A 25,844-nucleotide genomic window follows, 5' to 3' on the forward strand; every position below is an offset into this window, starting at 1 on the left:
ATGTCGCGCGCCCGCCTGACCCGCCGGCTCGCGACGCCCGTCGCCGCCGTCTTCGCGGTCGCCTCGATCGCGTTCGGGCTCTCCGCATGCGGCCCGCTGGCCCGGATTCCCGCAGCCGAGCTGCCCGAGGGCCTCTCCGCGCGCGTGCAGCAGGGCCGCCTCGACATCGAGGCGCACCGGCTCGTCGTGCGCATCGAGAACGGCGGCGACGAGCCGGTGACGGTCGAGCGGCTCGAGGTCGACTCGCCGACGCTCGTTCCCGGCATGGTACGGAGCGACCCGTTCGAGGTCGGGCCCGGCGACGCTCTGCAGATCCGGCTCCCGCTGTCGGCGAGCGAGTGCGGCGATGGTTCGACGACGCCCGATCCCGAAGCGACGATCCTGCTCGAGGTGGCGGTGCCCTCGGGCCGGGCCTCCGGCGAGCTCACCGCCGACGATCCGCACGGCACGCTGGCGCGCGTCGCGAACGCCGACTGCCTCGCCGAGTCGGTCGAACGCGTCGCCACGATCGAGATGCCGGAGCATCTGCGCACGACGGGCACCGGCGCCGAGCAGCGCGCGTTCATCGACGTGGAAGTCGTGCCCGCGGCATCCGATGCCGACGCCGACGCCGCGGGCTCGTTCGTGATCGACCGCGTGTACGGCACCACGCTGCTGAACGCCGAGGGCGGCATCGACTGGCCGCTCGGCATCGAGGTGGCGGTGGGCGGCGACCCGCTGACGATCATCCTCCCGGTGAGACCTGCCCGCTGCGACGCCCACGCGATCGCCGACGACAAGCGCGGCACGATCCTGCCCTTCGAGATCCGCACGGCCGACGGCCGCGAGGGTCGGCTCGACCGATCGTCGGGCGACACGCTGAAGGCCGAGCTCTACGCCTACTACGGCGAGCGGTGCGGGCTCGAATGACCGGCACCGCCTGACGCCTTCGCACCGGTGCGGCCGTGGTTCGCTCGATAGAATCCCGGCATGAGCACCCCGAATCCATCCCCTGCCGCGCTCTCCGACGAGTCGCGTGCCCAACTGCTCAATGCCGAGGTCGCGAAGTACGCGCAGCGCGGCTGGACGGTGCAGTCCGTCGCCGCGGGCCAGGCCGTCGTCTCCAAGAACAAGCGCATCGGCTGGTTCTGGAACCTCATCCTCGTGATCCTGACCGGCGGCCTGTGGCTCATCTACGTCGTCTACCGGGCGCTCAACCGCAAGGTGCAGACGGTCGTCATCACGGTCGACCCCACGGGCAGGATCCGTACGACCTGAGGTGCGACCGCCGCCTTCGGTAGCCTCGAAGCATGACGACACCTGCTGGCTGGATCGAGCATCGTCGCGGCGACGGTGAACTGCTCGGGTGGATGCGCCCCGATGGCGAGGGCTTCGTCGTGATCGACCTCCTCGGTCGGCCCCTGACCGACGCGCTCGATTGGCTGAGCGCCGAAGAGACGCTCGAGGAAACGGGAATCGGCTACCTCGCCGACCTGTACGAACTGCGGCTCGACGACGGCACGTGGCTCCGCGTGCGCATCACCGAGGTCTCCTCGACCGCGGTGCGCGTGAAGAAGGACGACTTCGGCGCGATCGATGCGCCCGCGATCGAGCACGTGGTGCCGTTCCCGATCACCGACGAGTTGCGCCCGCTGACGGGCGAGCGCGCGTTCATCCTCGACGCCTGATCGACGGACCCACCTCAGAAGCCGGGGGCCGGCTCCACGACCCGGGCGAGCAGCTCCACGAGCAGACGCTGGGTGAGCTGCGGCGGCAGCGCACCGACGAGCGCGAGCACCGGCGCGAGCCGGTCGGGCAGCGCACCATCGGCGCCGGCAGCCTCGTCATCGGCAACGGCACCCCCGAGCAGCCCGAACGCTCGCAGCAGGCCCGCAGCGCCCTCCGAGTCGAGGCCGGCGGATGCCCCGGCGAGCGCGTCGAGGCCACCGGGCAACGTCTCAGCCAGCCCGGCGACGAGCGCACGACCGTCGACGGGTGGCACGCCCCGCACGACATCGGCGGCGGCGACGAGCGCCTTCGACAGTTCGCCGATCACGGCCTCCGTCACCGGCGTCACCGTGAGGTGGGTCGTGTGGGGCAGTCGCGTGCCGTCGGCCTGGGTGAGCGCGGGCTGCAGCTGCAGGTGCCATCCCGATGCGCGCGCGGCATCCGCCCAGTGGTGGGGGTCGACTCTCCGGTCGGCCGGCACCGACTCGTCGACGGCGACCGCGAAGAGCGGGCCGGTCGGCGTGCCGACGATCTTCAGCCCGTCGATGCCCGCGACGACGCCGCGCAGCGCATCGGTCGCTCGCGCCGCCTGCGCGGTGAGTCCGGCGAAGCCCTCTTCGCCGAGCGCCTCGATGATCGACCAGGCGGCGGCGAGGGGCCCGGCGGGCTTCGAGCCGGTGAGCGTGGGGTTCACGACCGGGTACCCCGGCCAGGCGGTCGTCGCGAAGTACTGGAACCGCTGGCGGTCGCGGCCGCGCGTGAGCAGCACCGAGACGCCCTTCGGCGCGTACCCGTACTTGTGCAGGTCGGCGGAGAGGCTCGTGACGCCGGGAACAGCGAGGTTCCACGCGGGCAGCTCGTCGGGCCAGAACGCGAGGGCGAAACCGCCGATGCAGGCGTCGACGTGCAGCGCGATCCCGCGCGGGCCGGTGATCGACGCGACATCCGCGACCGGATCGAGCGCCGCGAACGGATAGGACGGCGCGCTCACCACGACGAGCGCGACGTCGTCGCCGAGCCGCTCCTCGATCGCGGCGGCGGAGACGACGCCCGTCAGCGGGTCGACCGGCACGAGGTCGAGCTCGAGCCCGAAGTACTCGGCGGCCTTGTGGAATGCGGCGTGCACGGTGACCGGGGCGACGATGCGGGGCACGCGCGGGCTGCCCGCTCGCACCGATCGCCAGAGGTCGCGTGCCGACTTCACCGCGAGCAGGCAGCTCTCGGTGCCCCCCGAGGTGACCGACCCGACGATGTCGTCGTCGCCCGCGCCGCCGAGCACGCGTCGCGCGAAGCCGACGACGCCGGCCTCCATCGCGGCGACCGAGGTGAACGTCGTCGGGTCGAGTCCGTTCACGGGCTGCACGAGACGGGCCGCGCCGGCGGCGAGCTCGTCGAGCTCGGCGAGGCCCGAGTCGTAGACGTACGAGAGCACCCGGCCACCGTGCGTCGGGGCGTCGAGGGCGCGCATCGCCTCGAGCTCGGCGAGGATCTCGGATGCCTCGCGGCGGAAGTGGGTCATCATGCCACCGTCTCTGCGGTCGTGGCGGCGGCATCGGCTTCGATGTCCGCGCGTCGGAGCGGGTACTTGCGCAGCGCCACGAGGCTCGCGGCGACGAGCAGCGCGGGAATCGCGCTGAAGCTGATCGCGATGCCCGCGATCGCGGCCGGAGACTGGGTCACCGTCTGGGAGCCGATCGACTCCACGTAGCCGGTCAACGCGAGCACGATCGTGAGGACCGTGGCGCCGAGCGCCATGCCGGCGGTCTCCCCCGCGGTCCAGACGCCGCCGAAGCTGCCGGCGCGGCCGATGCCGTGCGTGCGGGCGTCGTGCGAGATCACGTCGGGCAGCATGGCCATCGGCAGCGACTGCATGCCCGCGTAGCCGGCGCCGGCGAGCGCGACGGGCACGTACACCCACGCGCCCGGCGCCCAGATCATGCCGACCAGGGTGAGGGCGGCGATGCCGAAGAGGGTGCTCGCGAGGGCGAACCCGCGCTCCTTGCCCACGCGGCGGGCGATCGCCTGCCAGACGGGCGCGAAGAGCACCGCCGGGCCGATGAGCGCGACGAAGAGGTAGGTCACCGCGCGCTCGTCACGGAGCACCCAGGTCGCGACGAACTGGGCGCCCGCGAGCATGAGCCCCGTCGCGAGGCCCTGCAGCACGAATGCCGCGAGCAGCGCGCGGAAGGCGGGGCTGCGCTTGAGGGCGGCGAAGCCCTCGGCGTACCCGGCGCGGATGTCGCGGCGCGGCGCGGCATCCGTCGACGGACTGGGCACGGGCGCACCGGCCTTCGCCGCCGTCGAGGTCGCGACGAACATGCCCGCCCCGATCACGAGGCCCGCGACGATCGCCATCACGAGGTAGCCCGTGTGCTCGTCGTCGAACGCCGCACGCACCTCTGGGCCGCCGGCGCCGAAGAGCAGGATCGCGATCGTGAGCACGACGACGCGCCAGGTCAGCAGCCGCGTGCGTGCGTCGTAGTCGGCGGTGAGCTCGGCCGGGAGTGCGATGTAGGGCACCTGGAAGAGGCTGAACGCCGTCGCCGTCGCGAGGAAGGCCAGGAACACCCAGATGCCGGATGCCCCGGGGTCGAGGCCCGCCGGCACCGCGAACGTGACGATGAAGCCGACGGGCAGCGCGAGGGCACCCACGATCATCCACGTGCGACGAGTGCCGGTGCGCGCGAGGGCGCGGTCGCTGCGCTCGCCGATCCACGGGTCGATCACGACGTCCCACACCTTGGCGGCGGTCACGACGAGTCCCGCGACGAGCGCCGTCACGCCGAGGGTGTCGGTCAGGTAGTACACGAGCACGAGACCGGGCAGCGTGGCGAAGCCGCCCGTGCCGATGGAGCCGATCGCATAGCGGGCCACGACACCGCGGGAGAGGGGACGCACCGATGCGGTCATGGAGGCAGTGTACTCACCTGTCGGCACGCTTCGGACCGCGAACTGGGTCAACTGACCTAGAACTGGGTCGACTGTCCTAGACTGTGCGCATGCGCGCCCCCACGGCCTCCCCCGACCTGTACGCGAGCCTCGCCGACGATGTCGTCGCCTCCGGCTCCGAGACCATCGCCGTCCCGACCCCCTCGACGGGCGAGACGCTGCACGAGCTGCCGCGATCGAGCGCCGACGACGTGCTCGACGCGTTCGCCCGCGCGAAGCTCGCCCAGCTCGCGTGGGCCCGTGCCGGCTTCGCCGAGCGCCGCCGCGTGCTGCTGCGGGCGCACGACCTCATCCTCGAGCGACGCGAGATGCTGCTCGACCTCATCCAGCTCGAGAGCGGCAAGACCCGCGGTCAGGCCTTCGAGGAGATCTTCGAGGCCGTCTCCGTCACCCGGTACAACGCGCTCGCCGCCCGCAAGGTGCTGCACGGGCGTCCCATCCGCTCCGGCCTCCCGACCGTGGCGACGAGCCGGGTGCAGTTCCGGCCGAAGGGCGTCGTCGGCGTCATCACCCCGTGGAACTTCGCGCTGAGCCTCGCCGCGATGGACGTCGTGCCCGCCCTCGCCGCCGGATGCGGCGTCGTGCAGAAGGCCGACGACCAGGGTGCGCTCTCGATCCTCGCCCTCCGTCGCGCCTACATCGATGCCGGCGTGCCCGCAGCGCTCTGGGCCGTCGTGGCGGGCCCGGCCGCCGAGGTCGGCGAGGCGCTGACGGATGCCGCGGACTACATCTGCTTCACCGGATCGACGGCGACCGGCCGGAAGATCGGCGAGAAGGCGGGCCGCCGTCTCATCGGCTCCTCGCTCGAACTCGGCGGCAAGAACGCCCTGCTCGTCCTCGACGACGTCGACCCCGCAGAGGCCGCGGCGAACTCCGCGCACGCCGCGTTCTCGGCGATGGGCCAGCTCTGCGTCTCGGTCGAGCGTATCTACGTGCACCAGAAGGTCGCGGGCCCGTTCCAGCGGGCGCTCGTCGAGCGACTGCGGTCGGCCAAGCTCGGCTCCGGCCTCGACTTCAGCGCCGACTTCGGGTCGCTCGCGAGTGCCGCGCAGCTCGAGCGGGTGCAGGCGCACCTCGACGACGCCGTCGCGAAGGGGGCCGTCGTGCTCGTCGGCGGCACGCACCGGCCCGACATCGGGCCGTGGTTCTTCGAGCCGACGATCCTCACCGGCGTCACTCCCGACATGGACGTCTACGCCGAGGAGACCTTCGGCGCGATCGCCTCGCTCTACCTCATCGACAGCGACGACGAGGGGGTGCTCGCGGCCAATTCGAGCGAGTACGGCCTGAACGCCGCCGTCTTCACGTCATCCGCCGGGCGTGCGCGCCGCGTCGCGGACGCCCTCGACGCCGGCAGCGTCAACATCAACGAGGGATACCGCGGCTCGTTCGCATCCGTGGCGGCACCGATGGGTGGCGTGAAGCAATCGGGCCTCGGACGCCGCAACGGCGAGGCGGGACTCCTGCGCTTCGTGGAGCCCGTCACGATCTCATCGGTCACCGGGCTCCTGCAACTGCCGCGCACCGCGAAGGAGTACGAGCAGAAGGCTCCGCTTCTCGTGCTGCTCGCGCAGGCGCTGAAGGTGCTGCGGCTGCGCTGAGCGCCCGGCACGAGGCATCCGCTCACCGCCGCGCGTGCCTCTGGGCGGCGCAGGCGACGTCGAGCGGGCGGCTCAGGTCGCTTCGGAGTCGAACGGCGCGGGTTCGTCGGCGCCGAGCGCGTCACGCTGGCGCTTGCGCTGCAGGTAGGCGGAGTTCTCGTTGACCGATGCCCTGGCGACGACGGGCGCCGGCGCCTCCTCGGCGAACGGGTCGACGTCGGTGAGCGCCTCGCGGATGATGCGACGCGGGTCGTACTGACGCGGGTCGAGCTTCTTCCAGTCGACGTCGTCGAAATCGGGGCCCATCTCGTCGCGCATGCGGTCTTTCGCGCCGTTGGCCATGTCGCGCAGTGATCTCACCAACCGACCCAATTGCGCGGCGTAGTGCGGCAGCCGCTCCGGCCCGAGCAGGAAGACAGCGATCACCCCGATGATGAGGAGCTTCTCGAACGTCAGACCGAACACCCCTACAGGATAGTGGGCGGCGAGGCGTGCAAACGCCACTGCGTGTTCACCGTAGGCTGAGGGCTGAGAGATCCATCCGGGAGCCGCCACGTGTCCGATCACGACCTGAACTGGAAGTACGTCGACGACTCGGTCGCCGTGACCGAGTCGATCGCCAAGGCCCGTCAGCAATCGCTCGAGCTCGGCGTCGAGCCGGTCTCGCCCGCCGTGGGCGCGCAACTCGCCGTGCTCGCCGCCGCCTCGCGCGCCCAGTCGATCATCGAGGTCGGCACCGGAGTCGGCGTCTCGGGCCTCTGGATGCTCCAGGCTGCCCGCAGAGCACTGCTCACCTCGATCGACACCGAGAACGAGTACCAGCAGCATGCGCGCCAGCATTTCGCCGACGCCGGCATCGCCGCAGCGCGAGTGCGACTCATCGCCGGGCGTGCGAGCGAAGTGCTGCCGCGCATGAACGAGAGCTCGTACGACATCGTCTTCATCGACGCAGACGCGCCGTCGGTCATCGAGTACGCCGAGCACGGACTGCGCCTCGCGAAGCCCGGGGGCATGGTCCTCGTCGCACGCGCCCTCTGGAAGGGCCGAGTCGCCGACCCGGCTCGCCGCGACGAATCGGCGAGCGCCTACCGCACCCTCATCTCGGAGCTCTCGACCTCGACCGCGGTCGCGACGGCGATCTCGCCAGCCGGCGACGGGCTGCTGCAGATCGTCAAGCTCGGCGTCTGACGCCGGAAACGACTCGAGCCCCGAGAGTATCGGGGCTCGATTCGAGTGATGTGACTCAGGCGGGATTCACGACGCCGCCGAGGACGTCGTACAGCTCCTTGGCCTCAGCATCGTTCACCGAGACGACGAGGCGCCCGCCACCCTCGAGTGGAACTCGAACGATGATGAGTCGACCCTCCTTCACAGCCTCCATTGGCCCGTCTCCGGTGCGTGGCTTCATGGCCGCCATTGAGCTCCCCTTTCGTGGCTGAGATTCCATTATCTGCTAACACAGGCGGCGCTGGGAAATCGCCGCGAGCCTGTGGACAAGCCGATTGACGACTTCCCACAGACGGAGGGCATCCTCCGATAGCCCGGATTCCCCTTCCCATCAGGGAGGCGTCCAGTCGCGGCCGTCGATCCCCCATGCGATGAGCAGCCATCCGAGTTGCAGCACGATGGAGAGCGCGACCATCCCCCAGCGGTACCAGCGCGCCCGTGGCCGGGCCATCGCGCCGACGAGCGGGAACATGGGCGCGAGCAGCCGGAACGTGCTCGACTGCGGGAAGAACACCGCGAGCAGGTACAGCGCGTAACTCGCGAGCCAGAGTCGCAGGTCGACGCCGAGCCGGCGGACCGCCGGCAGGAAGAGCGTGATCGCGAAACCGACGATGAGCGCGATGACGACGATCGGGCCGAGCGGCTGGCCGAGCCACCAGTCGGCCGACTGGAACCACGCCGTGAACGGCACGAGTTCCTGGTAGCCGATGTACGCCGAGCGCCACGCGAGTTCCGTCGCCGTGTACCCGTGCAGCTCCCCCGTCGCCGCCCAGACGACGCCGGGCCAGGCGAGGCCGACGAGTCCCGCGAACACCGCGACGGATGCCGCGAGCACGCGTTCCCGCATGGGGAACGGGTCCGTCCGCCGTGAGAACCACCGCCACAGCCAGTGCAGGCCGAGCGTGAGCGCGAAAGCGAGCGCACCGGGCCGCGTGAACGCCCACACGGCGAGCACGGGCACGAGCCATCCGTACCGTCGATCGACGAGCAGCAGCAGGGCGAGCGAGAGCCACAGCAGGCCGAGGGATTCGGCGTAGCCGAACTGCATGATCGGCGAGACCGGCGCGACGCAGAACAGCACGACGGCGAAGAGGGCGCGGTCGGGCTCGAGGAAGCGCGACATGAGTCGGTACGTGACGAGAGCGGCCCCGAGGCCCGCGGCGAGCGACACGATGACGGATGCCACGTTCCACGGCACCCCGAACGAGCTCACGAGGCCGACGGACATCGGGTAGACGGGCAGGAACGCCCACGCATTCTCGGCGACCTGCCCGGCCTCGGTCACGGGAAGGTCTGCCGGGTACCCGCCCAGCCAGATGATCTGGTACCACCGGGCGTCCCAGAGGTTCGCGTACTCGAAGTAGCCCGGGCGAGCCTGGGTCCACGGATTCGACCCCTGCAGGCTCGCCATCACGAGCACCATCGTCGTGGTGATCGCGCGTGCACCGAGGAAGATCAGGGCGACCTTCGCCCACCACGGGGCGATCCGCCAGCGAACGCGCGGCGACCAGCGCGTCGCGCGGAACGGGTCGGGTTCGCGCACCGCGGCCGACGACGTGGTCATTGGGGTCCTCGCTCGGGCCGGGCCTCAGACGGTGGCGCCGGTCAGCCAGGCCCGCAGCGCGACCTCGGTGTGCACGATCTGGGCGACGTCGACACGTTCGTCGTCGGCGTGCGCCTTGAGCGGGTCGCCGGGTCCGAAGTTCACCGCCGGGATGCCGAGGGCGCTGAAGCGCGCGACATCCGTCCAGCCGTACTTGGGGCGAGCCTCGGCGCCGACGGCGCGCACGAACTGCTGCGCCAGCGGGTCGTCGAGCCCGGGCCGCGCGCCCTCGGCGCTGTCGACGATCGCGACCTCGAAGCCGTCGAAGAACTCGGTGACGAAGGCGGATGCCTCGGCGACGCTCCGGCTCGGCGCGAAGCGGTAGTTGACCGTGAGCACGGCCTCGTCGGGGATCACGTTGCCCGCGATGCCGCCCGAGACGAGCACGGCGTTCAGCCCTTCGCGGTAGTCGAGCCCGTCGACCTCGACGGTCTCGGCCTGGTACTCGGCGAGCTTCGCGAGCGCCGGTGCGAGCTTGTGGATGGCGTTGTCGCCGACCCAGCTGCGCGCCGAGTGCGCCCGCAACCCGGTGGTCCACACCTCGGCACGGAGCGTGCCGTTGCAGCCGCCCTCGACCTGCCCGTTCGACGGTTCGCCGAGGATGGCGAAGTTACCGGTGAAGAGGTCGGGGCGGTTGCGCGAGAGCCGCCCGAGGCCGTTGAGCGAGGAGGCGACCTCCTCGTTGTCGTACCACATCCAGGTGAGGTCGACGATGGGGTCGGTGAGCTCGAGGGCGAGCTTCAGCTGCACTGCGACGCCCGCCTTCATGTCGACCGTTCCGCGGCCCCAGAGGTAGTGGACGCCGTCTTCGGTCTCCAACCGGGTGGGCAGGTTCTCGTTGATCGGCACGGTGTCGATGTGTCCGGCGATCACGACCCGGCGCTCGCGGCCGAGGTTGGTGCGCGCGACGATCGTGTCGCCGTCGCGGATCACCTCGAGGTGGGATGCCCCGGCGAGCGCCTGCTCGACGAGGTCGGCGAGCAGCGACTCATCCCCCGACACACTCGGCACATCGCAGATCGCCTGCGTGATGGCGACGGAATCTGCGGTCAGGTCGAGCGTGAACGGCGAGGCGGCGGGCATTCTCCGAGTCTAGGCGCGGCGTGCTGCACGGCGGGGCTCGGGCCGCTCGACGCCGCAGCAGATATCGTGTTTCCTTGCCGCGAGGCACGTCGAGGAGGGTCATGCAGGAGGCACGCGAACAGAGGGTCACGCTCGCCCAGGTGGCCGATCGCGCTGGAGTGAGCCTGAAGACGGCTTCGCGCGCGCTCGGCGGAGAACAGTACGTGCGCGAGGACACTCTTTCGAAAGTGCTGGCCGCGGCAACAGCGCTGGGCTATCAGCGCAACGCCGCGGCGAGCATGCTGGCGAGCGGGCAGCTCGCCGAGTCCATCGGACTCATCGGCGGCGATTTCACCAATCCGTTCTACTCCGTGCTCGCGCAGAGCATGGAGAACGAGATCCGGCGTCAGGGGATGCACCTGACGGTCGCCACGTCCGGGGAGTCCGGGACGCGCGAGCGGCGCATCGTCGATGACCTCACGAGCCGCCAGGCCAAAGCTCTCGTCGTGGTCTCGGCCATGGCGGATCATGCCCCCTACGCACGCGTGCAGGCGCGCGGCGTGCCTATCGTCTTCGTCGACCGTCCTCCGGTGGATCTCGATGCCGACTCCGTCGTGTTCGACAATCGCCAGGGCGGCCGCCTCGCGGCCCGCCACCTCCTCGACACCGGCCACACCCGGATCGCGTTCGTCGGCGACTACGCCTGGCTTCCCACGTATCGGGAGCGCCTCGAGGGCATGGCGGAGGTCCTCGACGGAGGCCCATCGTCGTCGTGGCGCGATCTTCTTCGCGATGATGCGCACGATGTCACCTCATCCCGGGCCCGAATCCGAGAACTCCTGGCGCTGCCGAATCCGCCGACGGCGATCGTGGCGGGCAACAACCGGATTCTCCTCGGCGTGCTCGAGGAACTGTCGGCGATGAGCATGGCCGATGTCCCCGCCGTCATCGGCATCGACGAACCCGAATGGGCGCGCGTCATGGGGATCACCACCGTGGCAGGTGACGTCGAAGAGGTCGGCCGCCACGCAGCCCGTCTGGCCATCGCACGGCTGACCGACCGCACTCGCCCCACGGAACACGTTGTGCTCCAGATGCGTCTCACGCCCCGCCGGTCGACGGCGAGCGACGAACATCCAGGACATCAGCGAACCGTGTAGCGCTCGGCGGAGCGCCGTTCGGCGGGTCGGCTCGAGAGCCGACCCGCCGAACGGCTACTTCGCGTCGACCAGGCGTTCGTACGCCCAGACGAGACGAGCCAGCGCCGCCACGTACTCGTCGTGGGTGCTCGTGGCATCGAGTGCATCGGCTGCGGCCACCGCGTTCTGGAGCTTGCGATACGACACCGCAGTGACGTCGTCCGCCTGCACGGCCTCGGCCTTCGCGCGCAGGTCGGCGACCTGCTTGGTCACCTTCCACTGCAGGTGGCCGGCTGCGGCGTTCAGCACGCGCAGCGCCTCCGTGACTCCGCCCGTGGTCGCGGCGGGGTCCGCATCGACGCCCCGCGCCGCGTCCAGTGCTCGCGTGACGACTGCGAAGTCGGTCACGAGGTACAGGCCGGCATCCGCGGAGAGCGCCGAGTACGTCGTGATCGCCGTCTGCAGCGCCGATTTGTCGACGGCGAACTCGAACGAGAACCAGTCGAGGTTGCCGACATAGGGCTGGGTCGGCGTCGGAGTGCTCTCGAGTGCGAAGTAGACGGCTCTCGAGCCGGTGATCGCAGACGGGAGTGCGACTGTCGCGGTGCTGTAGGTGCCCCAGCTCGAACCGGTGGGCTGGAGCGGCACGGTCACGAACGGGTCGCCGGCCATCTCATCGAGGTAGACGGCGAGACGGCCGTCGGCCACCTTGGTCGCCGGCGCGTCGTACCGCACATTGAGCGTGATCGCGCTGCGATCACCGAGGTCGACATCGCCGTATCGGATCCACGCGCCGTTCTTGGTACCAGCGAGCTGGCCACCCACGGATCCGGCCTCGGTCTTGAGGTCGGCGCCCGAGAAGTCCGTCCCCTCCGTGAGCCCGGTGTCGGCGCCGTTCAGCATGCCGTAGCCCGTGCGGATCGACTCGAACTGAACCGTCTTGGACGTCGCCGCAGCATCCGCCGCAGAGGTGAACCGCAGCGAGTCGACGTTCGCGACCCAGCTCTGGCCGGAGGCGAGTGCACCGGTGAACACGAAGTACACGTCGTTGACACCGGCGAGCTTCCCGATCTCGTCCGCGGTGAGCTCGCGGGTGAGCTTCGTGTAATTCGCCCAGCCGTTCGTGGTGGGCAGCGGGATCGTGGCGACCAGTGGACCGGTCGCCGAGCCGGTGCGGATCTCGACCGCGGAACTCGCCGAGGCCGTACCCGGGTTGTGGGAGTAGTCGACGACGAGCGACTTGAGCGGGGCTGCCGAGAAGTCGAGCCCGCGGAACGCGAGCCATGCCCCGGGCGAAACCCCGCCCACGGTTGTGCCGCTGCCGCCGCTCTCGGTCTTGAGCGAACCACCGGACCACTGGTCGAAGCTCTCGGCCTGCAGCACGCGGTAGCTGTCGCCGGCGATCGCGAGGCCGTCGGCAGCGACCCGCAGGAGGGCAGCGGCCGAGGACAGCGTCCGCTCCGACGAGTTCTCGTCATCCAGGGCCGACGTCGCCTTCGCAACCGCCTCTTGCAGCTTCGCGAACGTCGCCGCGGAGTACCCGTCAGCGGTCACGAGGCGTGCGTCGTCGAACAGCGTCTGCAGCTCCGCGCGCGTGCTCGAGGACGGCGACAACGTGAACGGGTCGAGTGCTGTCGTCCCGGCACCGGTCACCTGGGCCGCCGTAGCGCCCTCGAGTGCGGAGTCGGCGAGCAGCAGCGTGAAGTTCGTGCTCGTCGGGCTCTGCAGGGTTCCCTTGAACGTCACCTGCGCGGTGGTGTCGCTCATCCGTCTGACGGCGGCCGTGATGCCCTGATCGAGTCCGGGGAACGTGATCTCGCCGTTCGAGAGAGCAGGCCGGTTCTTGCCGGTGAACGTCGCGCCGCCGCTGAGGGTGAGATCGATCGTGGTCTTCACTGCGCCCTTCGCGTCAGCCGTGAGGGTGGTGGTACTCGGCGTGAGCTGGTCTCCGGTGTAGCGGACCTTGAGCGAGAGTGCACGCTCCGCGGCGCTGGGCACCGTGCCCGAGAAGGCAGCCGGCGCGAAGGTCACGGCGAGGGCGTCGGTCGAATCATCGAGGAGGTGCCGCGCGGCCGCGCCCGCCAACGTCAGGTCGATCGAGTTCTCACCCGACTTCGTCGCGACGAGAGTCAGGCCCGTCGGCACGCCGGTGGCGTCGACCTGGGAGGACAGGTCCGAACCGATCTCGCCGGCGAACGTCGCCCCGCTCACCTGCACGGAGATCGCGTCGTCGACCGAGCCGTCGTTCGCGCCGGACTCCTCGAACACCTGCGACGTCGTGGAGACCGCGTCGGCCGGGTGATAGAGAGCGCTGCTGACATGGTCGTTGAGCGAATCCGCCGCGACACCGTCGGCTCCCCACGACGACGGGTTCGGGCCCATGACGAAGTGCAGGATCCCTCCCGCGTTCATCTCCGCGGCGGTGAGCCACGTACGGTTCAGGGGCCGGCCGTTGAGCGTCGCGCTCTGGATGTAGTGATTCGTCGCGCTGACGCCGGGCGCCTCGACGACGAAGTCCTTGCCACCGGGGTAGTTGATCGTCGTGCGGTCGAAGATCGGCGTCGTGATCTGGAAGGAGTCGCCTCCCGCCATCACGGGGTACAGCCCGATCGCGCTCGAAACGAAGTAGCCCGACATCGTCCCTGCATCGTTGTCCATGGTCTGCAGCAAACCCTTGGGATCGTTCTGGAACACCATGCGCTTCGACGGCGTGGTTCCACTGCCGTCGGCGGTGTACCGGACGCACACCGGTTCGGTGACCGCTCGGTACGTCCAGTCCTGCGTGTTCGCGGGCTCCCCGACGTAGTTGAAGAGGAACGGGGCGTGGACCGAGATCTCATTGGCGAACAGGTGGAGGTTGCGCGAGCAGTCGTCGGGCGCCTGGTTGCCGAAGAAGTAGTTCACGGCCTTCGCCGCGCCCGCCTTGCCGCCCATGAGATCGACCATGCCGCCGAGGTCCTGCGCGTCGTACCAGTTGTACTGCCAGAACGTACCCTGGTAGAGCCCGCTGCTCCAGCTCTCCGGGTTCTTGTACGTGAAGCTCGCCGACTGGTCGTTGCTCGAGCGCGGCATGAGGAGGCCGACCTCGTCGACGCCTGCGGCGACGCCGGTTGCGGCCACCGCGTTGGCGTCCTGCTTCAGGGCGTTCTCGTCGAACGCCTTCGCCCAGCGCGCGCCCTCGACGCGGTAGTGCTCGGCGTCGGCCGTCTCACCTATCGCGTCGGCGATGACCGAGAGGCCGTATGCGTCGTAGGAGTAGCCGAGGAGTCCCCCGCCGACGGAGTTGAGGTTCGTCAGGCTCGCCGAGGTTCCGGTCTGTGCGACGAGCGCCGGGTAGGCCTGTTCGAGGCCCTGCAACTCGACGCCCTTCGAGATCGCATCCGCCACGACGACCGGAGCGCGCTCCCACCGCACCGTCGGCACGGACTGCAGCAGACCCCCGACCGAGCTCTTGCCGCTCGATTCGACGCTGGCGTAGAGGTCGACGAGCGACTGGACGACGTCGCGATAGACGTCGGGGAAGACCGATGCCACCGCCGCGTACTTGTGGAAGTCATCCCAGAGCGACCACGAATCGTAGTGCGTGTACCCGTCTGCCTCGTAGATGGCGCCGTCGGCACCCCGGTACGTGCCATCGGTGGACGTCGCGTTCATCGGGGTGCCGCCGAGGCGGTAGAGGTGCGTGTAGAACTGGACCTTCAGGTCGCCGGTGGGGTCGTTCGTCTCGGTGGCGTCGACCTCGACCTTGCCGAGGCGATCGTTCCACTCGTCCTTCGTCGCGGAGCGGATCTCGTCGAACGTCCTCCCGCCAACCTCGACGGCCGCGTCGCGTTCAGCCTGCGCGGCACTCACCGGCGAGAGCGTGAACCGGAGGCCCAAGTGCTCGTCGGCGGCGGCGTCGAAATTGAGAATCGCCCCGATGTCCGTGCCGTCCTGCGTCGTGGCGGTGGAGCTGAGCCCTCCGGCCCCCCACGTCTGCACGGAGGACGTCGGTGCCGTGGTCTCCGCGTAGTAGAACAGCTTGTACGACGAGTTGTAGAAGAATCCGGTGAAGGATCCCGAGATCGTGGTGTTGCCGTCCGCGCTCGTCCCGATCACGAGGTCGGTCGCCTTGCGACCGTTCCCGGTGTGCTTGAGGTCGACCACGAGGGCGGCGTGGCCTCCGGCGTCGAAGGCGTAGTCGTGAACGCCGGTACGCGTTGCGGCGGTCACCTGGGCGTCGATGTCCTCGCCCGACTCGTCGAGGCCGACCCGGTAGTAGCCCGCCGTGGCCGACTCGTCCTTGACGCCGTCGATCGTCCGGATCGACTTGGCGTAGGTGCTCGTCGATGGCCGGGACGTGTAGCTCCCGTAGGTGGGCACGACGAGCACGTCGCCCGCGCCGCCTCCACCGCCGACCCCGTCGAGGGCGATGTTCGTGAAGCCCCGGAGGGTGCCCGCCGTGTACTCGTAGCCCACGTGGTTGCCGGGCGTCGTCGTCGGAGTGACCGTCGCCAGCCCGTAGGGCGCGAACGCCCCGGGGCCGTCTTGGCCGTGATCGCCCTCGGTGCCGATGAAGGGGTTGACGTACTGGGTGTAGTCCGTCGGGTCGGTCGCGGCCTGTGCCGCGTTCACGGGCCCTGCCAGAGGCAGGAGGGCAGACGACCCCAGCGCGAGCGCGATGGTCAGGGCGACGAGTCGCGGGCGGGAGGCGCGGATCGGCGAGGCGGTCTTCACGTGGGCCGAGTCCGGATATGGCAGCGCTGTCATGCGGTGGACAGTAGCACACGACTCGGGCGCGCTCGTGAACTCCGCCATGCCTCCTCGATCACGACCCTGCCGACGCTCCACGTCACATGCCCGGCTGCCTCGCTACCCTTGAGACATGCCTGCGAACGACGACGCCATCACTTCTCCCCGCACGGCCTCCGCCGCCGGCCTCTCGACGATCGCCGGCGACGGCACGCTGCTCGACGCGTGGTTCCCCGCGCCGAAGCTCGGGGCCGAGGCATCCCCCCTCGCAGCCGAGCATGCTGCGCTCGCGGGCGAAGACGCACGCCGCAACGTGCATGTCGAGGTCGTCGGGCTCACGATCGACCTCGACGCCGCTCCGACCGGCACGAGTGACGCCTACCTGCGCCTCCACGTGCTCTCCCACCTGCTCGCGGCACCCAACACGGTGAACCTCGACGGCATCTTCGCGCACCTGCCCGCCGTGGTCTGGACCAACGCGGGTCCGGTGCATCCGACCGACTTCGACCGCCTGCGCCCCGCACTGCAGCGTGCCGGCATCCACGCCGTCAGCGTCGACAAGTTCCCGCGCCTGCTCGACTACGTCACCCCCGATCGGGTGCGCATCGCCGACGCCGCCCGTGTGCGCCTCGGCGCGCACCTCGCGCCCGGCACGACCGTCATGCACGAGGGCTTCGTCAACTTCAACGCCGGCACGCTCGGCGCCTCGATGGTCGAGGGCCGCATCTCGCAGGGCGTCGTCGTCGGCGACGGCGCCGACATCGGCGGCGGGGCCTCGATCATGGGCACCCTGTCGGGCGGCGGCACGCAGCGCGTCGTCATCGGCGAGCGCGCGCTCCTCGGCGCGAACTCGGGTATCGGCATCTCGATCGGCGACGACAGCGTCGTCGAGGCGGGCCTCTACGTCACCGCCGGCACGAAGGTCGTGCTGCAGGGCGGGCCGGGCGAACGACCGAACACCGTCAAGGCCGTCGTGCTCTCGGGAGTGCCGAACCTGCTCTTCCGACGCAACTCGCTGAACGGCCAGGTCGAGGCGCTCTCGCGCTCGGGCGAGGGCGTGCAGCTGAACGCCGCACTGCACGCGTAGCACTCGCGACCGCGCAGCTCCTGCCTTGCGGATCCGCCCACATCACAGCCCTGCAACGACCGGGTCGAAGGGCCCTCCCTCTCGGCTACAGTTGGTGGCCCGGGCCGCCATTGGGCGGCCCTCGTCTGCGCAGCACGAAGGAGTGGCGTGGGTACCGACGCACCGCGAACCAGTCGGCATCGAGTGATGCGATTCGTCATCGGCCTGCTCATCACCGTGCTCGTGCTCGCGGTCGTCGCGGCCGGACTCGGCTGGTGGACCGTGCAGCGTTCGTTCCCGACGATGAACGGCGCGGTCGACGTTCCGGGGCTGAGCGCAGAGGTGACCGTCATCCGCGATGACGCCGGCATCCCGCAGCTGTATGCGGAGACCGACCACGACCTGTTCGTCGCGCAGGGGTACGTGCACGCGCAGGACCGCTTCTGGGAGATGGACTTCCGCCGGCACGTCACCGCCGGCCGACTCGCCGAGATGTTCGGCGAGTCGCAGGTGGGCACCGACACGTTCATCCGCACGCTCGACTGGCGGGGCATCGCCCAGCAGGAGTACGACGCGCTCGGCGAGGTGCCGCGGTCGTACTACGACGCGTACGCCGAGGGCGTCAACGCCTACCTCGAGGAACGCAGCGGTGCCGACCTCTCGCTCGAGTACGCGGTGCTCGGGCTGCAGAACCCGGGCTACTCCCCCGAGCCCTGGTCGGGCGTCGACTCGATCGCGTGGCTGAAGGCCATGGCCTGGGACCTGCGCTCGAACCTCGGCGACGAGATCGACCGCGCGATGCTCTCGACCGCACTGCCACCCGAAGAGGTCGCGCGCCTGCACCCCGACTTCCCCTGGGAGACGATGCCCACGATCGTCGGCGGGCAGCCTGTGGCGGCCACCGCGGCGCAGTCGGTGACGCCCCTCCCCGACGAGACCGACACGATCGAGACGGATGCCGCGGCGGCATCCGAGCCTGCCTCCGACTACGTCGCCGCCCTCGCCACCCTGCGCGCGGCGATCGACGGAGTCCCCGAGCTGCTCGGCCCCGAGGGCGGCGACCTCGGTTCGAACTCGTGGGTCGTGGGCGGGGCCCTGACCGAGTCGGGCCTCCCGCTGCTGGCCAACGACCCGCACCTCGGCCCCGCCATGCCCTCCATCTGGACCCAGATGGGCCTGCACTGCGTCGAGGTCACCGAGACGTGCGGGTTCGACGTCGCCGGGTACTCGTTCTCGGGGCTGCCCGGCATCGTGATCGGGCAGAACGCCTCGATCGCCTGGGGCTTCACCAACCTCGGGCCCGATGTCGCCGACCTCTACCTCGAACGGGTGAGCGGCGACACCTACGAGCTCGACGGCGTCCAGGTGCCGCTCACGACCCGTGACGAGGTCATCGAGGTCGCGGGCGGCGACCCCGTCACGATCACGGTGCGCTCGACGGCGCGCGGTCCGATCGTGACCGACATCCGCGACGACTTCGCCGAGGTCGCCGCCCAGTACCCGGCGGCCGCGGGCGAGCCGCAGGGCGACTACGCCGTGTCGCTGCAGTGGACCGCGCTGTCGCCCGGCACGACCGCGGGCGCGATCTTCGCCCTCGATCGAGCACAGGATTGGGAGGGGTTCCGGGCGGCCGCCGCACTGTTCGACGTGCCTGCGCAGAACCTCATCTACGCGGATGCCTCGGGCAACATCGGCTACCAGGCGCCGGGCCGCATCCCCGTGCGCAAGACCGGCGACGGCACGCTGCCGCTGCCCGGGTGGACCAGCACGAACGGCTGGGCCGGCACGATCCCCTTCGATCAGCTGCCCTCGGTGCTGAACCCACCCGCGGGCTACCTCGTCACGGCCAACAACGCGGCCGCCGGCCCTGCCGGCCCGATGCTCACGAAGGACTGGGACTACGGCTATCGTGCCGCCGGCATCGAGCGACTGATCCGCGAACGCATCGACGCCGGCGAGCAGTTCACGGTCGACTCGCTCGCGGAGATCCAGCTCGACACCGGCGATGCGAACGCCGACGCCTTCCTCCCCGTGATCGCCGAACTCGATCTCGACGGCGACGCCGCTCGCGGCGCCGAACTGCTCGCCGGCTGGAACGGCAGCGCCGACGTCGATAGCGCGCAGGCGGCCTACTTCGCCGTGTTCTGGCGCACGCTGCTCGACGACATGTTCGGCGGGCTGCCCGAGTCGACGCAGCCGCAGGGCGGCGACCGCTGGTTCAATGTCGTCGGCACGCTGCTCGGTGAGCCCGACTCCACGTGGTGGACGAACGACGAGCTCGGCGTCGCCGGCAGGGATGCGATGATCGCGAACGCGCTCGACGCGGCATGGGCCGAGTCCGAGGACTCGATGGGCGGCAACCCCGATTCCTGGCGCTGGGGCCGGCTGCACACGCTCACGCTCACGAACCAGAGCTTCGGCGAGTCCGGCATCGCGCCGATCGAGTGGCTGTTCAACCGGGGTCCCTACGAACTCGGCGGCGGCTCTTCGATCGTCAACGCCATCGGCTGGGATGCGACCGTCGGCTACGGCGTCGACTGGGTGCCGTCGATGCGCATGGTCGTCGACCTGGCGGACCGCGACGCCTCACGCTGGATCAACCTGACCGGCGCCTCCGGCCACGCCTTCCACGCGAACTACGCCGACCAGGCACCGCTCTGGCAGCACGGGCAGCTCCGCGACTGGGCGTTCACGCGCGACGCGGTCGATGCCGGCGCGACGAACACCCTGAGGCTGACTCCCGCCGGGTGAGCCGGGACGGGCCCTGCGCTCACCTGGCGTGCACGATGCCGGCACGGCCGGCACGGCGACGGGAGATGAAACGCCGGCCCCGCCTGAAGGCGGGACCGGCGTTCGATCGAGTGCTGCGGCTCAGACCGAGGGGTAGTGCCGCTCGGGCTCGCCGATGTAGAGCTGCTGCGGGCGGCCGATCTTGGTCTGCGGGTCGAGGTTCATCTCGCGCCAGTGCGCCATCCAGCCGGGCAGGCGACCGATCGCGAAGAGCACGGTGAACATGCGCGTCGGGAAGCCCATCGCCTTGTAGATCACGCCGGTGTAGAAGTCGACGTTCGGATAGAGGCGACGCTCCTTGAAGTAGTCGTCCTGCAGCGCGAACTGCTCGAGCTCCTTGGCGATGTCGAGCAGCGGGTCGGCGACCCCGAGGCCGGCGAGCACCTCGTCGGCCGACTGCTTGACGATCGTCGCGCGGGGGTCGTAGTTCTTGTAGACGCGGTGTCCGAAGCCCATGAGCTTCACGCCGTCTTCCTTGTTCTTCACGCGCTCGACGAACTTCTCGACGCCTTCGCCGGAGTCGCGGATGCGGGCGAGCATCTGCAGCACGGCTTCGTTGGCGCCGCCGTGGAGCGGTCCCGAGAGCGCCTGGATGCCCGCGGAGATCGAGGCGTAGAGGTTCGCACCGGTCGAGCCGACGAGGCGGACGGTCGAGGTCGACGCGTTCTGCTCGTGGTCCTCGTGCAGGATCAGCAGGCGGTCGAGCGCGGTGGAGAGCACCGGATCGACCTGGAAGGGCTCGGCCATGTTGCCGAAGTTGAGCTTCAGGAAGTTGTCGACGAACGACAGCGAGTTGTCGGGGTACAGGAACGCCTGGCCGATCGACTTCTTGTGCGCGTAGGCCGCGATGACCGGGAGCTTCGCGAGCAGGCGCACCATGGTGAGCTCGACCTGCTCGGGGTCGTTCGAGTCGGTCGAGTCCTCGTAGTACGTCGACAGGGCCGACACCGCGCTCGAGAGCACCGCCATCGGGTGCGCCGTGTGCGGCAGCGACGAGAAGAAGCGCTTGAGGTCTTCGTGCAGCAGGGTGTGGTGACGGATCTTCTCGTCGAACTCGCCGAGCTGGTCTGCCGTTGGGAGCTCGCCGTAGATGAGCAGCCAGGCGACCTCGAGGTAGGTCGAGTTCGCCGCGAGCTGCTCGATCGGGTACCCGCGGTACCGCAGGATGCCCTGCTCACCGTCGATGTACGTGATCGCCGACCGCGTCGACGCGGTGTTCACGAACCCGTAGTCGAGCGCGGTGAGCCCGGTCTGCCGCGTGAGCGTCGACACGTCGATGCTCGAGTTGCCCTGTACCGCACGGTGGACGGGCAGTTCGGCGGTGGTGCTGCCGAACTGCAGGGTCGCGGTCTGGGGGTTCTCTCCAGCCGCTTTGTTCCGGACGTCGCTCACGGCGCCTCCTGTGATCGTCACTTGCGCGGTCACCTGCTTTCCGGTCTCAGCCGCTCTGGCGGCCTCGATCCGAATACAGCCTAGACGGGCTCCGAACACACTGTCGCACCCGCCAACAGATCATCCTATCCGTTGGCGAGAGTCACAGTCGCTCGAGAGGGCGCCCCCGAGAATCTGCGGATGTCACGCCGCAGCGGCGGCCCGGAGCCGCTCGGCCGCGGCCGCGATGCGGTCGTCGGTCGCGGTCAGCGACAGCCGTACGTGCTCGGGGTGGTGCACGCCGTAGAAGTGCCCCGGTCCGGCCACGATGCCGAGATCGGCGAGCCTGCCGATCGAGTCCCAGCCGTCGCGGCCCTCGGTCGCCCAGAGGTAGAGCCCGGCCTCGCTGCGGTCGACGCGGAACCCTGCCGCCTCGAGCGCGGGCTTCAGCAGCTCGCGCCGTGCGCGGTACCGCGCCTTCTGCTCGGCGACGTGCTCGTCATCGCGGAGCGCGGCGATCATCGCCGCCTGCAGCGGCTGTGGGAGCATGAGCCCCGCGTGCTTGCGTACGGTCGTGATCCGCCCGATGACGGTGCTGCAGCCCGCGATGAAGGCGGTGCGGTAACCGGCCATGTTCGACTGCTTCGACAGGGAGTAGGCCACGAGCGTGTTGCGACGGGTGTCGCCGACGACGCGGGGATCGAGCAGGCTCGGGATCGGGGCATCCGCCCATTCGCCCTCCCAGCCGAGCTCGGCGTAGCACTCGTCGCCGACGATGATCGCGTCGATCTCGAGCGCCCGTTCGCGGGCCGCGCGCAGCTCGTCGATCGTCAGCACCCGCCCGTCGGGATTGCCGGGGCTGTTCAGCCACACGAGCTTCGTCGCGGCGGGCCATTCAGCCGGATCGTCGGAGGCCATCGAGGTGGCGCCGACGAGCACGGCACCCATCTCGTAGCTCGGGTACGCCGCCTTGGGGTGCACGACGACGTCGCCTTCGCCGAGGCCGAGGAGGAAGGGCAGGAGCGCGACGAGTTCTTTGGAGCCCACCGTCGGCAGCACGTTCGCCTCGGTGAGGCCCGTGACGCCGCGCCGGCGCGCGAACCAGTCGATGATGGCGCCGCGCAGTTCGTCGGTGCCCGTCGTCTGCGGATACGCGTGGGCATCGGTGGCATTCGCGAGAGCCGCGCGCACGAGGTCGGGCGTGGGATCGACCGGCGAGCCGATCGACAGGTCGACGACGCCCTGTGGGTGAGCCGCGGCGCGCACACGGAAGGGCGCCATCAGATCCCAGGGGTAGTCGGGCAGTTCGCCGCGCGCCATGCTCAGTGCGCCTGGGGAGGGAGCACCGCGATCACGGGGTGGTCCTTCGGGATGACGCCGATCTTGGCCGCGCCGCCGGGCGAGCCGATGTCGTCGAAGAACTCGACGTTGGCCTTGTAGTAGTCGGCCCACATGTCGGGCAGGTCGTCTTCGTAGTAGATGGCTTCGACGGGGCAGACGGGCTCGCACGCACCGCAATCGACGCATTCGTCGGGGTGGATGTAGAGCGAGCGCTCACCCTCGTAGATGCAGTCGACGGGGCATTCGTCGATGCAGGCGCGGTCTTTGACGTCGACGCACGGAAGGGCGATGACATAGGTCACGGTGTTCGCTGTCCCTTCGAAAGGCTGAGATTCCAGTCTAGGCGTCGCGCGGGCGCGGCGAGGGCAGCTTCGGCCATGCGACGACGAGCACGGCGATGAGCGCGGGGGCGACCGACCAGATCGTGCCGGTCAGATCGCCCACGATCAGCACCGAACCGCCCGGCCCGGGGAGGGTGAGCACGGCGACCGCGACGACGATGCCGGCACCGGCCGCGGCCGCCGCGGTGCGGCCTCCGGCGACGAGCCGGATGCCCAGCAGGAGCGCTGCGACGCCGATGAGCGCCGCGGCGAGGCCCCACGGGATGGCCACCTCGCCGATGCGCAGCACCGCGCGGTGACCGACCGTGCCGAGGGCGCCGTAGGCGAGACCCACCAGGAAGGCGACGAGGATGGTGCCGAGGCTGGTTCGACCCATCACTTCGGCTGCGGGGTGACGGTGTACGAGACGACGTCGCCGTCGCCGGCGATCAGCACGAGGTATTCGCCGTCGGAGTACACGACGGCGCTCGCGGTGTCGCCGTTCAGCGTGGTGTCCTCGGTGAAGCCCGCGGCCTCGAGCTTCGCGGCCGCGTCGGCGACGGGATCGGCCGCACTCGACGAGATCATGACGACCCAGCCCTCGCCGCCAGGAGCACCGCCGGCGAAGCTGATGTCGCCGTCGATGAGCGCGACCGATTCGGGGAAGTCGGCCGGCAGCTCCCCGCCGAGGCTGACGTCACCCCCGGTCGCCTCTTCGATGGCGTCTTCGACGCCTTGGTTGACGAGGTCGCCGGGGTTCGGGAAGCAGCCCGAGAGCGTGGTCGCCGTCAGCACGGCGATCACCGCGGCGATGCCCATCCGACGGTGGATGGTGGACGGTCGCATGGCCGGCTCCTCGTGTGCAGCGGTCTGGGGCGGGGTGGCGGACACCACGCGGCATCCGCTCGCCCCACATCGGATCCTACCGCCCGGCCGTCGCGAGGGGATGGCGTAGCGTGGGGCGGGACACGGAACGGGCCGTGCGGAGAGGACCGATGATGGCCGAGCCCAGCACCCAGGAGAACGGGCCCGACGTGCGCGTCGAGCGCGACGGCAGGCTCGCGATCGTGACGATCGATCGCCCGAAGGCACTGAACGCCCTCTCCCCCGACGTGCTCTCGGCCCTGCTCGCCGTATTCGAGTCCCTCGCCGCCGAGGGCAGTGCCGTGCGCGGTGTGCTGCTCACTGGCGCCGGCGGTCGCGCCTTCGTGGCCGGCGCCGACATCCGTGCGCTGGCGGGCCTCACGCCCGAACAGGGCGAGGACTCGTCACGACTCGGCCATCGGGTGGCGGCGGCGATCGAAGGGCTCTCGGCGCCCGTCATCGCCTGCGTCGACGGCTTCGCGCTCGGCGGCGGCCTCGAACTCGCGCTCGCCTGCGACTTCATCTACGCGACGGATGCCTCGAGCTTCGGCCAGCCCGAGGTGCACCTGGGCCTCATCCCGGGCTTCGGCGGCACCGTGCGCCTCCCCCGAGCGGTCGGTCTCGCGCGGGCCAAGGAGCTCATCTACACGGGTCGGCGCATCGACACGGCGGAAGCCGTCTCGATCGGACTCGTCGTGCGGTCGTTCCCCGACCGCGAGTCGCTCCTCGCGGGCGCACGGGCGACCCTCGACGAGGTCGGCGCGAACGCCGCACCGGCCGTCGGCCTCGCGAAGCGAGTGCTCGTCGACGCCGCCGGGCGCCGCACGGAATCGGCGACCGACCTCGAGATCGCCGCCTTCGGCGACGCGTTCCGCACCCACGACATGCGCGAGGGCGTCGCGGCGTTCGTCGAGAAGCGCGATCCATCGTTCATGGGGGCCTGAGTCCTTCATGGGGGCCTGAGGCCAAGCCAGTACTCAGGAGGCGTCGCGCCACGTGTCAGGCCGGCCGGTGGGCCGGGACCGGTTCAGCCGATTCGAGCCGCCAGCCAGGCGAAGCCGTCGAACCGCACACCGTCGGCGCCGAACATCTCGAGGTGCAGGTGCGGGCCGGTCGACTGCCCGGTCGTTCCGACGAGTCCGAGCTGCTGGCCCGCCGTGACCTGCTGGCCGACCGAGACGGCGATCGAGCCGGACTGCATGTGCGCGTAGGAGCTCGTGATGAGCTCGCCGCCGATGTTGTGCTGCACCTCGACGTTGACGCCGAGCCCGCCGCCGTTCTCGGTGGCGAGCACGACCACGCCGTCGGCGATCGACATCACGGGCGTGCCGTTGCCGGGGTTGAAGTCGACGCCGTCGTGCGAGCTCGAGCAGCCGCTGCAGGGCGCCGACCGCGGGCCGAAGCCGTCGCTGCGCTTCGTCGGGTTCTGCACCGGCCACACGATCGCGTCGGTGTCGATGAGCGCCACGCTGCCGAGGCTCGCGACCTGCGACATGATGGGTGGCGGCGCGGCCTCGACGAGGTACTGCTCGGCGGCGAGCGGTGACATGACACCCTCGCTGCCCACCTCGACGGTCTGCGGTGCATACTCGATCGTGTCTTCGGCAGGCGCGTAGACCGAGGCGCGGGCGACGGTGTCGGTTGCGGTGATCGCCAGCGCGGGAACGCTCGTGGCGACCATCATGGCCGCGGCGAACGACATGGCGATGACCGCGAAGGCCGGGCGCAGGGCCGCGGAGCCGGAACGGGCTGCGGCCACGCGGGTGCGGCGGTGCTGGGATCCGATGGTGGCGGTGCGAGGTACGGGGGCGGGGCGGGCAGGGCTGGGTGTGGCCGCTCTGCGGCCGTGCTTGGGGGGAGTCATATATGTGGGGTGCGTTACGTATTTTCCGAGTCAGGTGCGAGACAACCTCAGCTACGGTACGCACCGACTCTGGGAAGAACCTCCGATGCGCATGCATATTCCCCGCGAAACGTGAGAGCGGTCTCCCCTTGACTCCACGCGCATCTCGGCGAAACGCTCGGCGAAACGCAGACGAGCGGATGCCCCGTGGTCGATCGACCCCGGGGCAT

At 70.2% G+C, this 25,844-nt stretch carries 22 protein-coding genes; 9 read left to right on the forward strand and 13 right to left on the reverse strand.

Annotated elements, in window-relative coordinates; genetic code table 11:
• The 3 genes from ASD23_RS17530 to ASD23_RS17540 are packed head-to-tail and all read left to right on the forward strand — an operon-like array spanning position 1 to position 1,667.
• Positions 1-909, forward strand: coding sequence for a hypothetical protein (locus tag ASD23_RS17530; protein WP_056014457.1), 909 nt, complete (start codon positions 1-3; stop codon positions 907-909).
• 60 nt (positions 910-969) lie between these two features.
• A complete protein-coding gene (locus ASD23_RS17535) occupies positions 970-1,257 on the forward strand; it encodes a hypothetical protein (protein ID WP_056014460.1) in 288 nt (95 codons plus the stop codon).
• A 32-nt stretch (positions 1,258-1,289) separates the two neighbouring features.
• Complete coding sequence (locus ASD23_RS17540; RefSeq protein WP_056014463.1) at positions 1,290-1,667, forward strand: hypothetical protein; 378 nt, start codon at positions 1,290-1,292, stop codon at positions 1,665-1,667.
• 14 nt (positions 1,668-1,681) lie between these two features.
• Here ASD23_RS17540 and ASD23_RS17545 read toward each other — a convergent pair whose 3' ends face one another.
• Both ASD23_RS17545 and ASD23_RS17550 read right to left on the reverse strand, forming a co-directional pair.
• Positions 1,682-3,226: a pyridoxal phosphate-dependent decarboxylase family protein gene (locus ASD23_RS17545; RefSeq protein ID WP_056014466.1), complete on the reverse strand. Its 1,545-nt coding sequence runs from the start codon at positions 3,224-3,226 to the stop codon at positions 1,682-1,684.
• Positions 3,226-4,617: an MFS transporter gene (locus ASD23_RS17550; RefSeq protein ID WP_056014469.1), complete on the reverse strand. Its 1,392-nt coding sequence runs from the start codon at positions 4,615-4,617 to the stop codon at positions 3,226-3,228. Before ASD23_RS17550 ends, ASD23_RS17545 begins: the two co-directional genes overlap by 1 nt.
• A gap of 89 nt (positions 4,618-4,706) precedes the next feature.
• On the opposite strand from ASD23_RS17550, the gene ASD23_RS17555 reads away from it, so the two are divergent.
• A complete protein-coding gene (locus ASD23_RS17555; protein WP_056014471.1) occupies positions 4,707-6,257 on the forward strand; it encodes a succinic semialdehyde dehydrogenase in 1,551 nt (516 codons plus the stop codon).
• A gap of 72 nt (positions 6,258-6,329) precedes the next feature.
• On the opposite strand, the gene ASD23_RS17560 is transcribed toward ASD23_RS17555, so the two are convergent.
• Positions 6,330-6,722: a sec-independent translocase gene (locus tag ASD23_RS17560; RefSeq protein WP_056014474.1), complete on the reverse strand. Its 393-nt coding sequence runs from the start codon at positions 6,720-6,722 to the stop codon at positions 6,330-6,332.
• 90 nt (positions 6,723-6,812) lie between these two features.
• Between ASD23_RS17560 and ASD23_RS17565 the strand changes: the two genes are divergently transcribed.
• A complete protein-coding gene (locus ASD23_RS17565; protein WP_056014478.1) occupies positions 6,813-7,445 on the forward strand; it encodes an O-methyltransferase in 633 nt (210 codons plus the stop codon).
• A 55-nt stretch (positions 7,446-7,500) separates the two neighbouring features.
• On the opposite strand, the gene ASD23_RS18700 is transcribed toward ASD23_RS17565, so the two are convergent.
• From ASD23_RS18700 to dapE, 3 genes are all read right to left on the reverse strand, one after another.
• Positions 7,501-7,674: a DUF3117 domain-containing protein gene (locus ASD23_RS18700; RefSeq protein WP_067875042.1), complete on the reverse strand. Its 174-nt coding sequence runs from the start codon at positions 7,672-7,674 to the stop codon at positions 7,501-7,503.
• Positions 7,675-7,815: 141 nt separating this feature from the next.
• Positions 7,816-9,048, reverse strand: coding sequence for a hypothetical protein (locus tag ASD23_RS17570; protein ID WP_235507806.1), 1,233 nt, complete (start codon positions 9,046-9,048; stop codon positions 7,816-7,818).
• Between the two features lie 24 nt (positions 9,049-9,072).
• A complete protein-coding gene (gene dapE / locus ASD23_RS17575; RefSeq protein WP_056014481.1) occupies positions 9,073-10,170 on the reverse strand; it encodes a succinyl-diaminopimelate desuccinylase in 1,098 nt (365 codons plus the stop codon).
• A gap of 101 nt (positions 10,171-10,271) precedes the next feature.
• Here dapE and ASD23_RS17580 point away from each other — a divergent pair, with 101 nt between their 5' ends.
• Positions 10,272-11,309 carry a LacI family DNA-binding transcriptional regulator gene (locus ASD23_RS17580; protein WP_056014484.1) on the forward strand — a complete coding sequence of 346 codons (1,038 nt, stop codon included), beginning with the start codon at positions 10,272-10,274 and terminating at the stop codon, positions 11,307-11,309.
• 54 nt (positions 11,310-11,363) lie between these two features.
• Here ASD23_RS17580 and ASD23_RS17585 read toward each other — a convergent pair whose 3' ends face one another.
• Positions 11,364-16,037: a GH92 family glycosyl hydrolase gene (locus ASD23_RS17585; protein WP_056014487.1), complete on the reverse strand. Its 4,674-nt coding sequence runs from the start codon at positions 16,035-16,037 to the stop codon at positions 11,364-11,366.
• Between the two features lie 115 nt (positions 16,038-16,152).
• Between ASD23_RS17585 and dapD the strand changes: the two genes are divergently transcribed.
• Together dapD and ASD23_RS17595 are read left to right on the forward strand one after the other, a co-directional pair.
• Positions 16,153-17,106, forward strand: coding sequence for a 2,3,4,5-tetrahydropyridine-2,6-dicarboxylate N-succinyltransferase (gene dapD, locus ASD23_RS17590; protein ID WP_056014490.1), 954 nt, complete (start codon positions 16,153-16,155; stop codon positions 17,104-17,106).
• A gap of 186 nt (positions 17,107-17,292) precedes the next feature.
• Complete coding sequence (locus tag ASD23_RS17595; protein ID WP_056014493.1) at positions 17,293-19,836, forward strand: penicillin acylase family protein; 2,544 nt, start codon at positions 17,293-17,295, stop codon at positions 19,834-19,836.
• 120 nt (positions 19,837-19,956) lie between these two features.
• Here ASD23_RS17595 and ASD23_RS17600 read toward each other — a convergent pair whose 3' ends face one another.
• The 5 genes from ASD23_RS17600 to ASD23_RS17620 all read right to left on the reverse strand — a co-directional run bounded on the left by ASD23_RS17600 (position 19,957) and on the right by ASD23_RS17620 (position 23,753).
• Positions 19,957-21,267: a citrate synthase gene (locus ASD23_RS17600; RefSeq protein ID WP_082571671.1), complete on the reverse strand. Its 1,311-nt coding sequence runs from the start codon at positions 21,265-21,267 to the stop codon at positions 19,957-19,959.
• A gap of 183 nt (positions 21,268-21,450) precedes the next feature.
• Positions 21,451-22,566, reverse strand: a complete 1,116-nt coding sequence (dapC, locus tag ASD23_RS17605; protein ID WP_056014496.1) for a succinyldiaminopimelate transaminase — start codon at positions 22,564-22,566, stop codon at positions 21,451-21,453.
• Positions 22,567-22,568: 2 nt separating this feature from the next.
• Complete coding sequence (gene fdxA, locus ASD23_RS17610; RefSeq protein WP_056014499.1) at positions 22,569-22,889, reverse strand: ferredoxin; 321 nt, start codon at positions 22,887-22,889, stop codon at positions 22,569-22,571.
• A gap of 37 nt (positions 22,890-22,926) precedes the next feature.
• Entirely contained in the window at positions 22,927-23,304 is a 378-nt protein-coding gene (locus tag ASD23_RS17615; RefSeq protein ID WP_056014502.1) for a hypothetical protein, read from the reverse strand.
• On the reverse strand, positions 23,304-23,753 hold the full coding sequence (locus ASD23_RS17620) for a hypothetical protein (protein ID WP_147305682.1): 450 nt from the start codon (positions 23,751-23,753) through the stop codon (positions 23,304-23,306). The genes ASD23_RS17615 and ASD23_RS17620 overlap by 1 nt, the downstream gene beginning before the upstream one ends.
• 152 nt (positions 23,754-23,905) lie before the next feature.
• Here ASD23_RS17620 and ASD23_RS17625 point away from each other — a divergent pair, with 152 nt between their 5' ends.
• Positions 23,906-24,715, forward strand: a complete 810-nt coding sequence (locus ASD23_RS17625) for an enoyl-CoA hydratase/isomerase family protein (protein WP_056015006.1) — start codon at positions 23,906-23,908, stop codon at positions 24,713-24,715.
• Positions 24,716-24,798: 83 nt separating this feature from the next.
• Here the strand turns inward: ASD23_RS17625 and ASD23_RS17630 are convergent, their stop codons facing one another.
• Positions 24,799-25,530, reverse strand: coding sequence for a M23 family metallopeptidase (locus tag ASD23_RS17630; RefSeq protein WP_056014508.1), 732 nt, complete (start codon positions 25,528-25,530; stop codon positions 24,799-24,801).
• Positions 25,531-25,844: the final 314 nt, after the last annotated feature.

The sequence above is a fragment of the Agromyces sp. Root1464 genome (assembly GCF_001427265.1).
In the GTDB taxonomy this organism is placed as follows: domain Bacteria; phylum Actinomycetota; class Actinomycetes; order Actinomycetales; family Microbacteriaceae; genus Agromyces; species Agromyces fucosus.

Excerpts from the sequence above, each read along its gene's own strand:
- ASD23_RS17530 (WP_056014457.1), top strand. The coding sequence starts at position 1 with ATGTCGCGCGCCCGCCTGACCCGCCGGCTCGCGACGCCCGTCGCCGCC.
- ASD23_RS17535 (WP_056014460.1), top strand. The coding sequence starts at position 970 with ATGAGCACCCCGAATCCATCCCCTGCCGCGCTCTCCGACGAGTCGCGT.
- ASD23_RS17540 (WP_056014463.1), top strand. The coding sequence starts at position 1,290 with ATGACGACACCTGCTGGCTGGATCGAGCATCGTCGCGGCGACGGTGAA.
- ASD23_RS17545 (WP_056014466.1), bottom strand. The coding sequence starts at position 3,226 with ATGACCCACTTCCGCCGCGAGGCATCCGAGATCCTCGCCGAGCTCGAG.
- ASD23_RS17550 (WP_056014469.1), bottom strand. The coding sequence starts at position 4,617 with ATGACCGCATCGGTGCGTCCCCTCTCCCGCGGTGTCGTGGCCCGCTAT.
- ASD23_RS17555 (WP_056014471.1), top strand. The coding sequence starts at position 4,707 with ATGCGCGCCCCCACGGCCTCCCCCGACCTGTACGCGAGCCTCGCCGAC.
- ASD23_RS18700 (WP_067875042.1), bottom strand. The coding sequence starts at position 7,674 with ATGGCGGCCATGAAGCCACGCACCGGAGACGGGCCAATGGAGGCTGTG.
- ASD23_RS17570 (WP_235507806.1), bottom strand. The coding sequence starts at position 9,048 with ATGACCACGTCGTCGGCCGCGGTGCGCGAACCCGACCCGTTCCGCGCG.
- dapE (WP_056014481.1), bottom strand. The coding sequence starts at position 10,170 with ATGCCCGCCGCCTCGCCGTTCACGCTCGACCTGACCGCAGATTCCGTC.
- ASD23_RS17580 (WP_056014484.1), top strand. The coding sequence starts at position 10,272 with ATGCAGGAGGCACGCGAACAGAGGGTCACGCTCGCCCAGGTGGCCGAT.
- ASD23_RS17585 (WP_056014487.1), bottom strand. The coding sequence starts at position 16,037 with ATGACAGCGCTGCCATATCCGGACTCGGCCCACGTGAAGACCGCCTCG.
- dapD (WP_056014490.1), top strand. The coding sequence starts at position 16,153 with ATGCCTGCGAACGACGACGCCATCACTTCTCCCCGCACGGCCTCCGCC.
- ASD23_RS17595 (WP_056014493.1), top strand. The coding sequence starts at position 17,293 with ATGCGATTCGTCATCGGCCTGCTCATCACCGTGCTCGTGCTCGCGGTC.
- dapC (WP_056014496.1), bottom strand. The coding sequence starts at position 22,566 with ATGGCGCGCGGCGAACTGCCCGACTACCCCTGGGATCTGATGGCGCCC.
- ASD23_RS17615 (WP_056014502.1), bottom strand. The coding sequence starts at position 23,304 with ATGGGTCGAACCAGCCTCGGCACCATCCTCGTCGCCTTCCTGGTGGGT.
- ASD23_RS17620 (WP_147305682.1), bottom strand. The coding sequence starts at position 23,753 with ATGCGACCGTCCACCATCCACCGTCGGATGGGCATCGCCGCGGTGATC.
- ASD23_RS17625 (WP_056015006.1), top strand. The coding sequence starts at position 23,906 with ATGGCCGAGCCCAGCACCCAGGAGAACGGGCCCGACGTGCGCGTCGAG.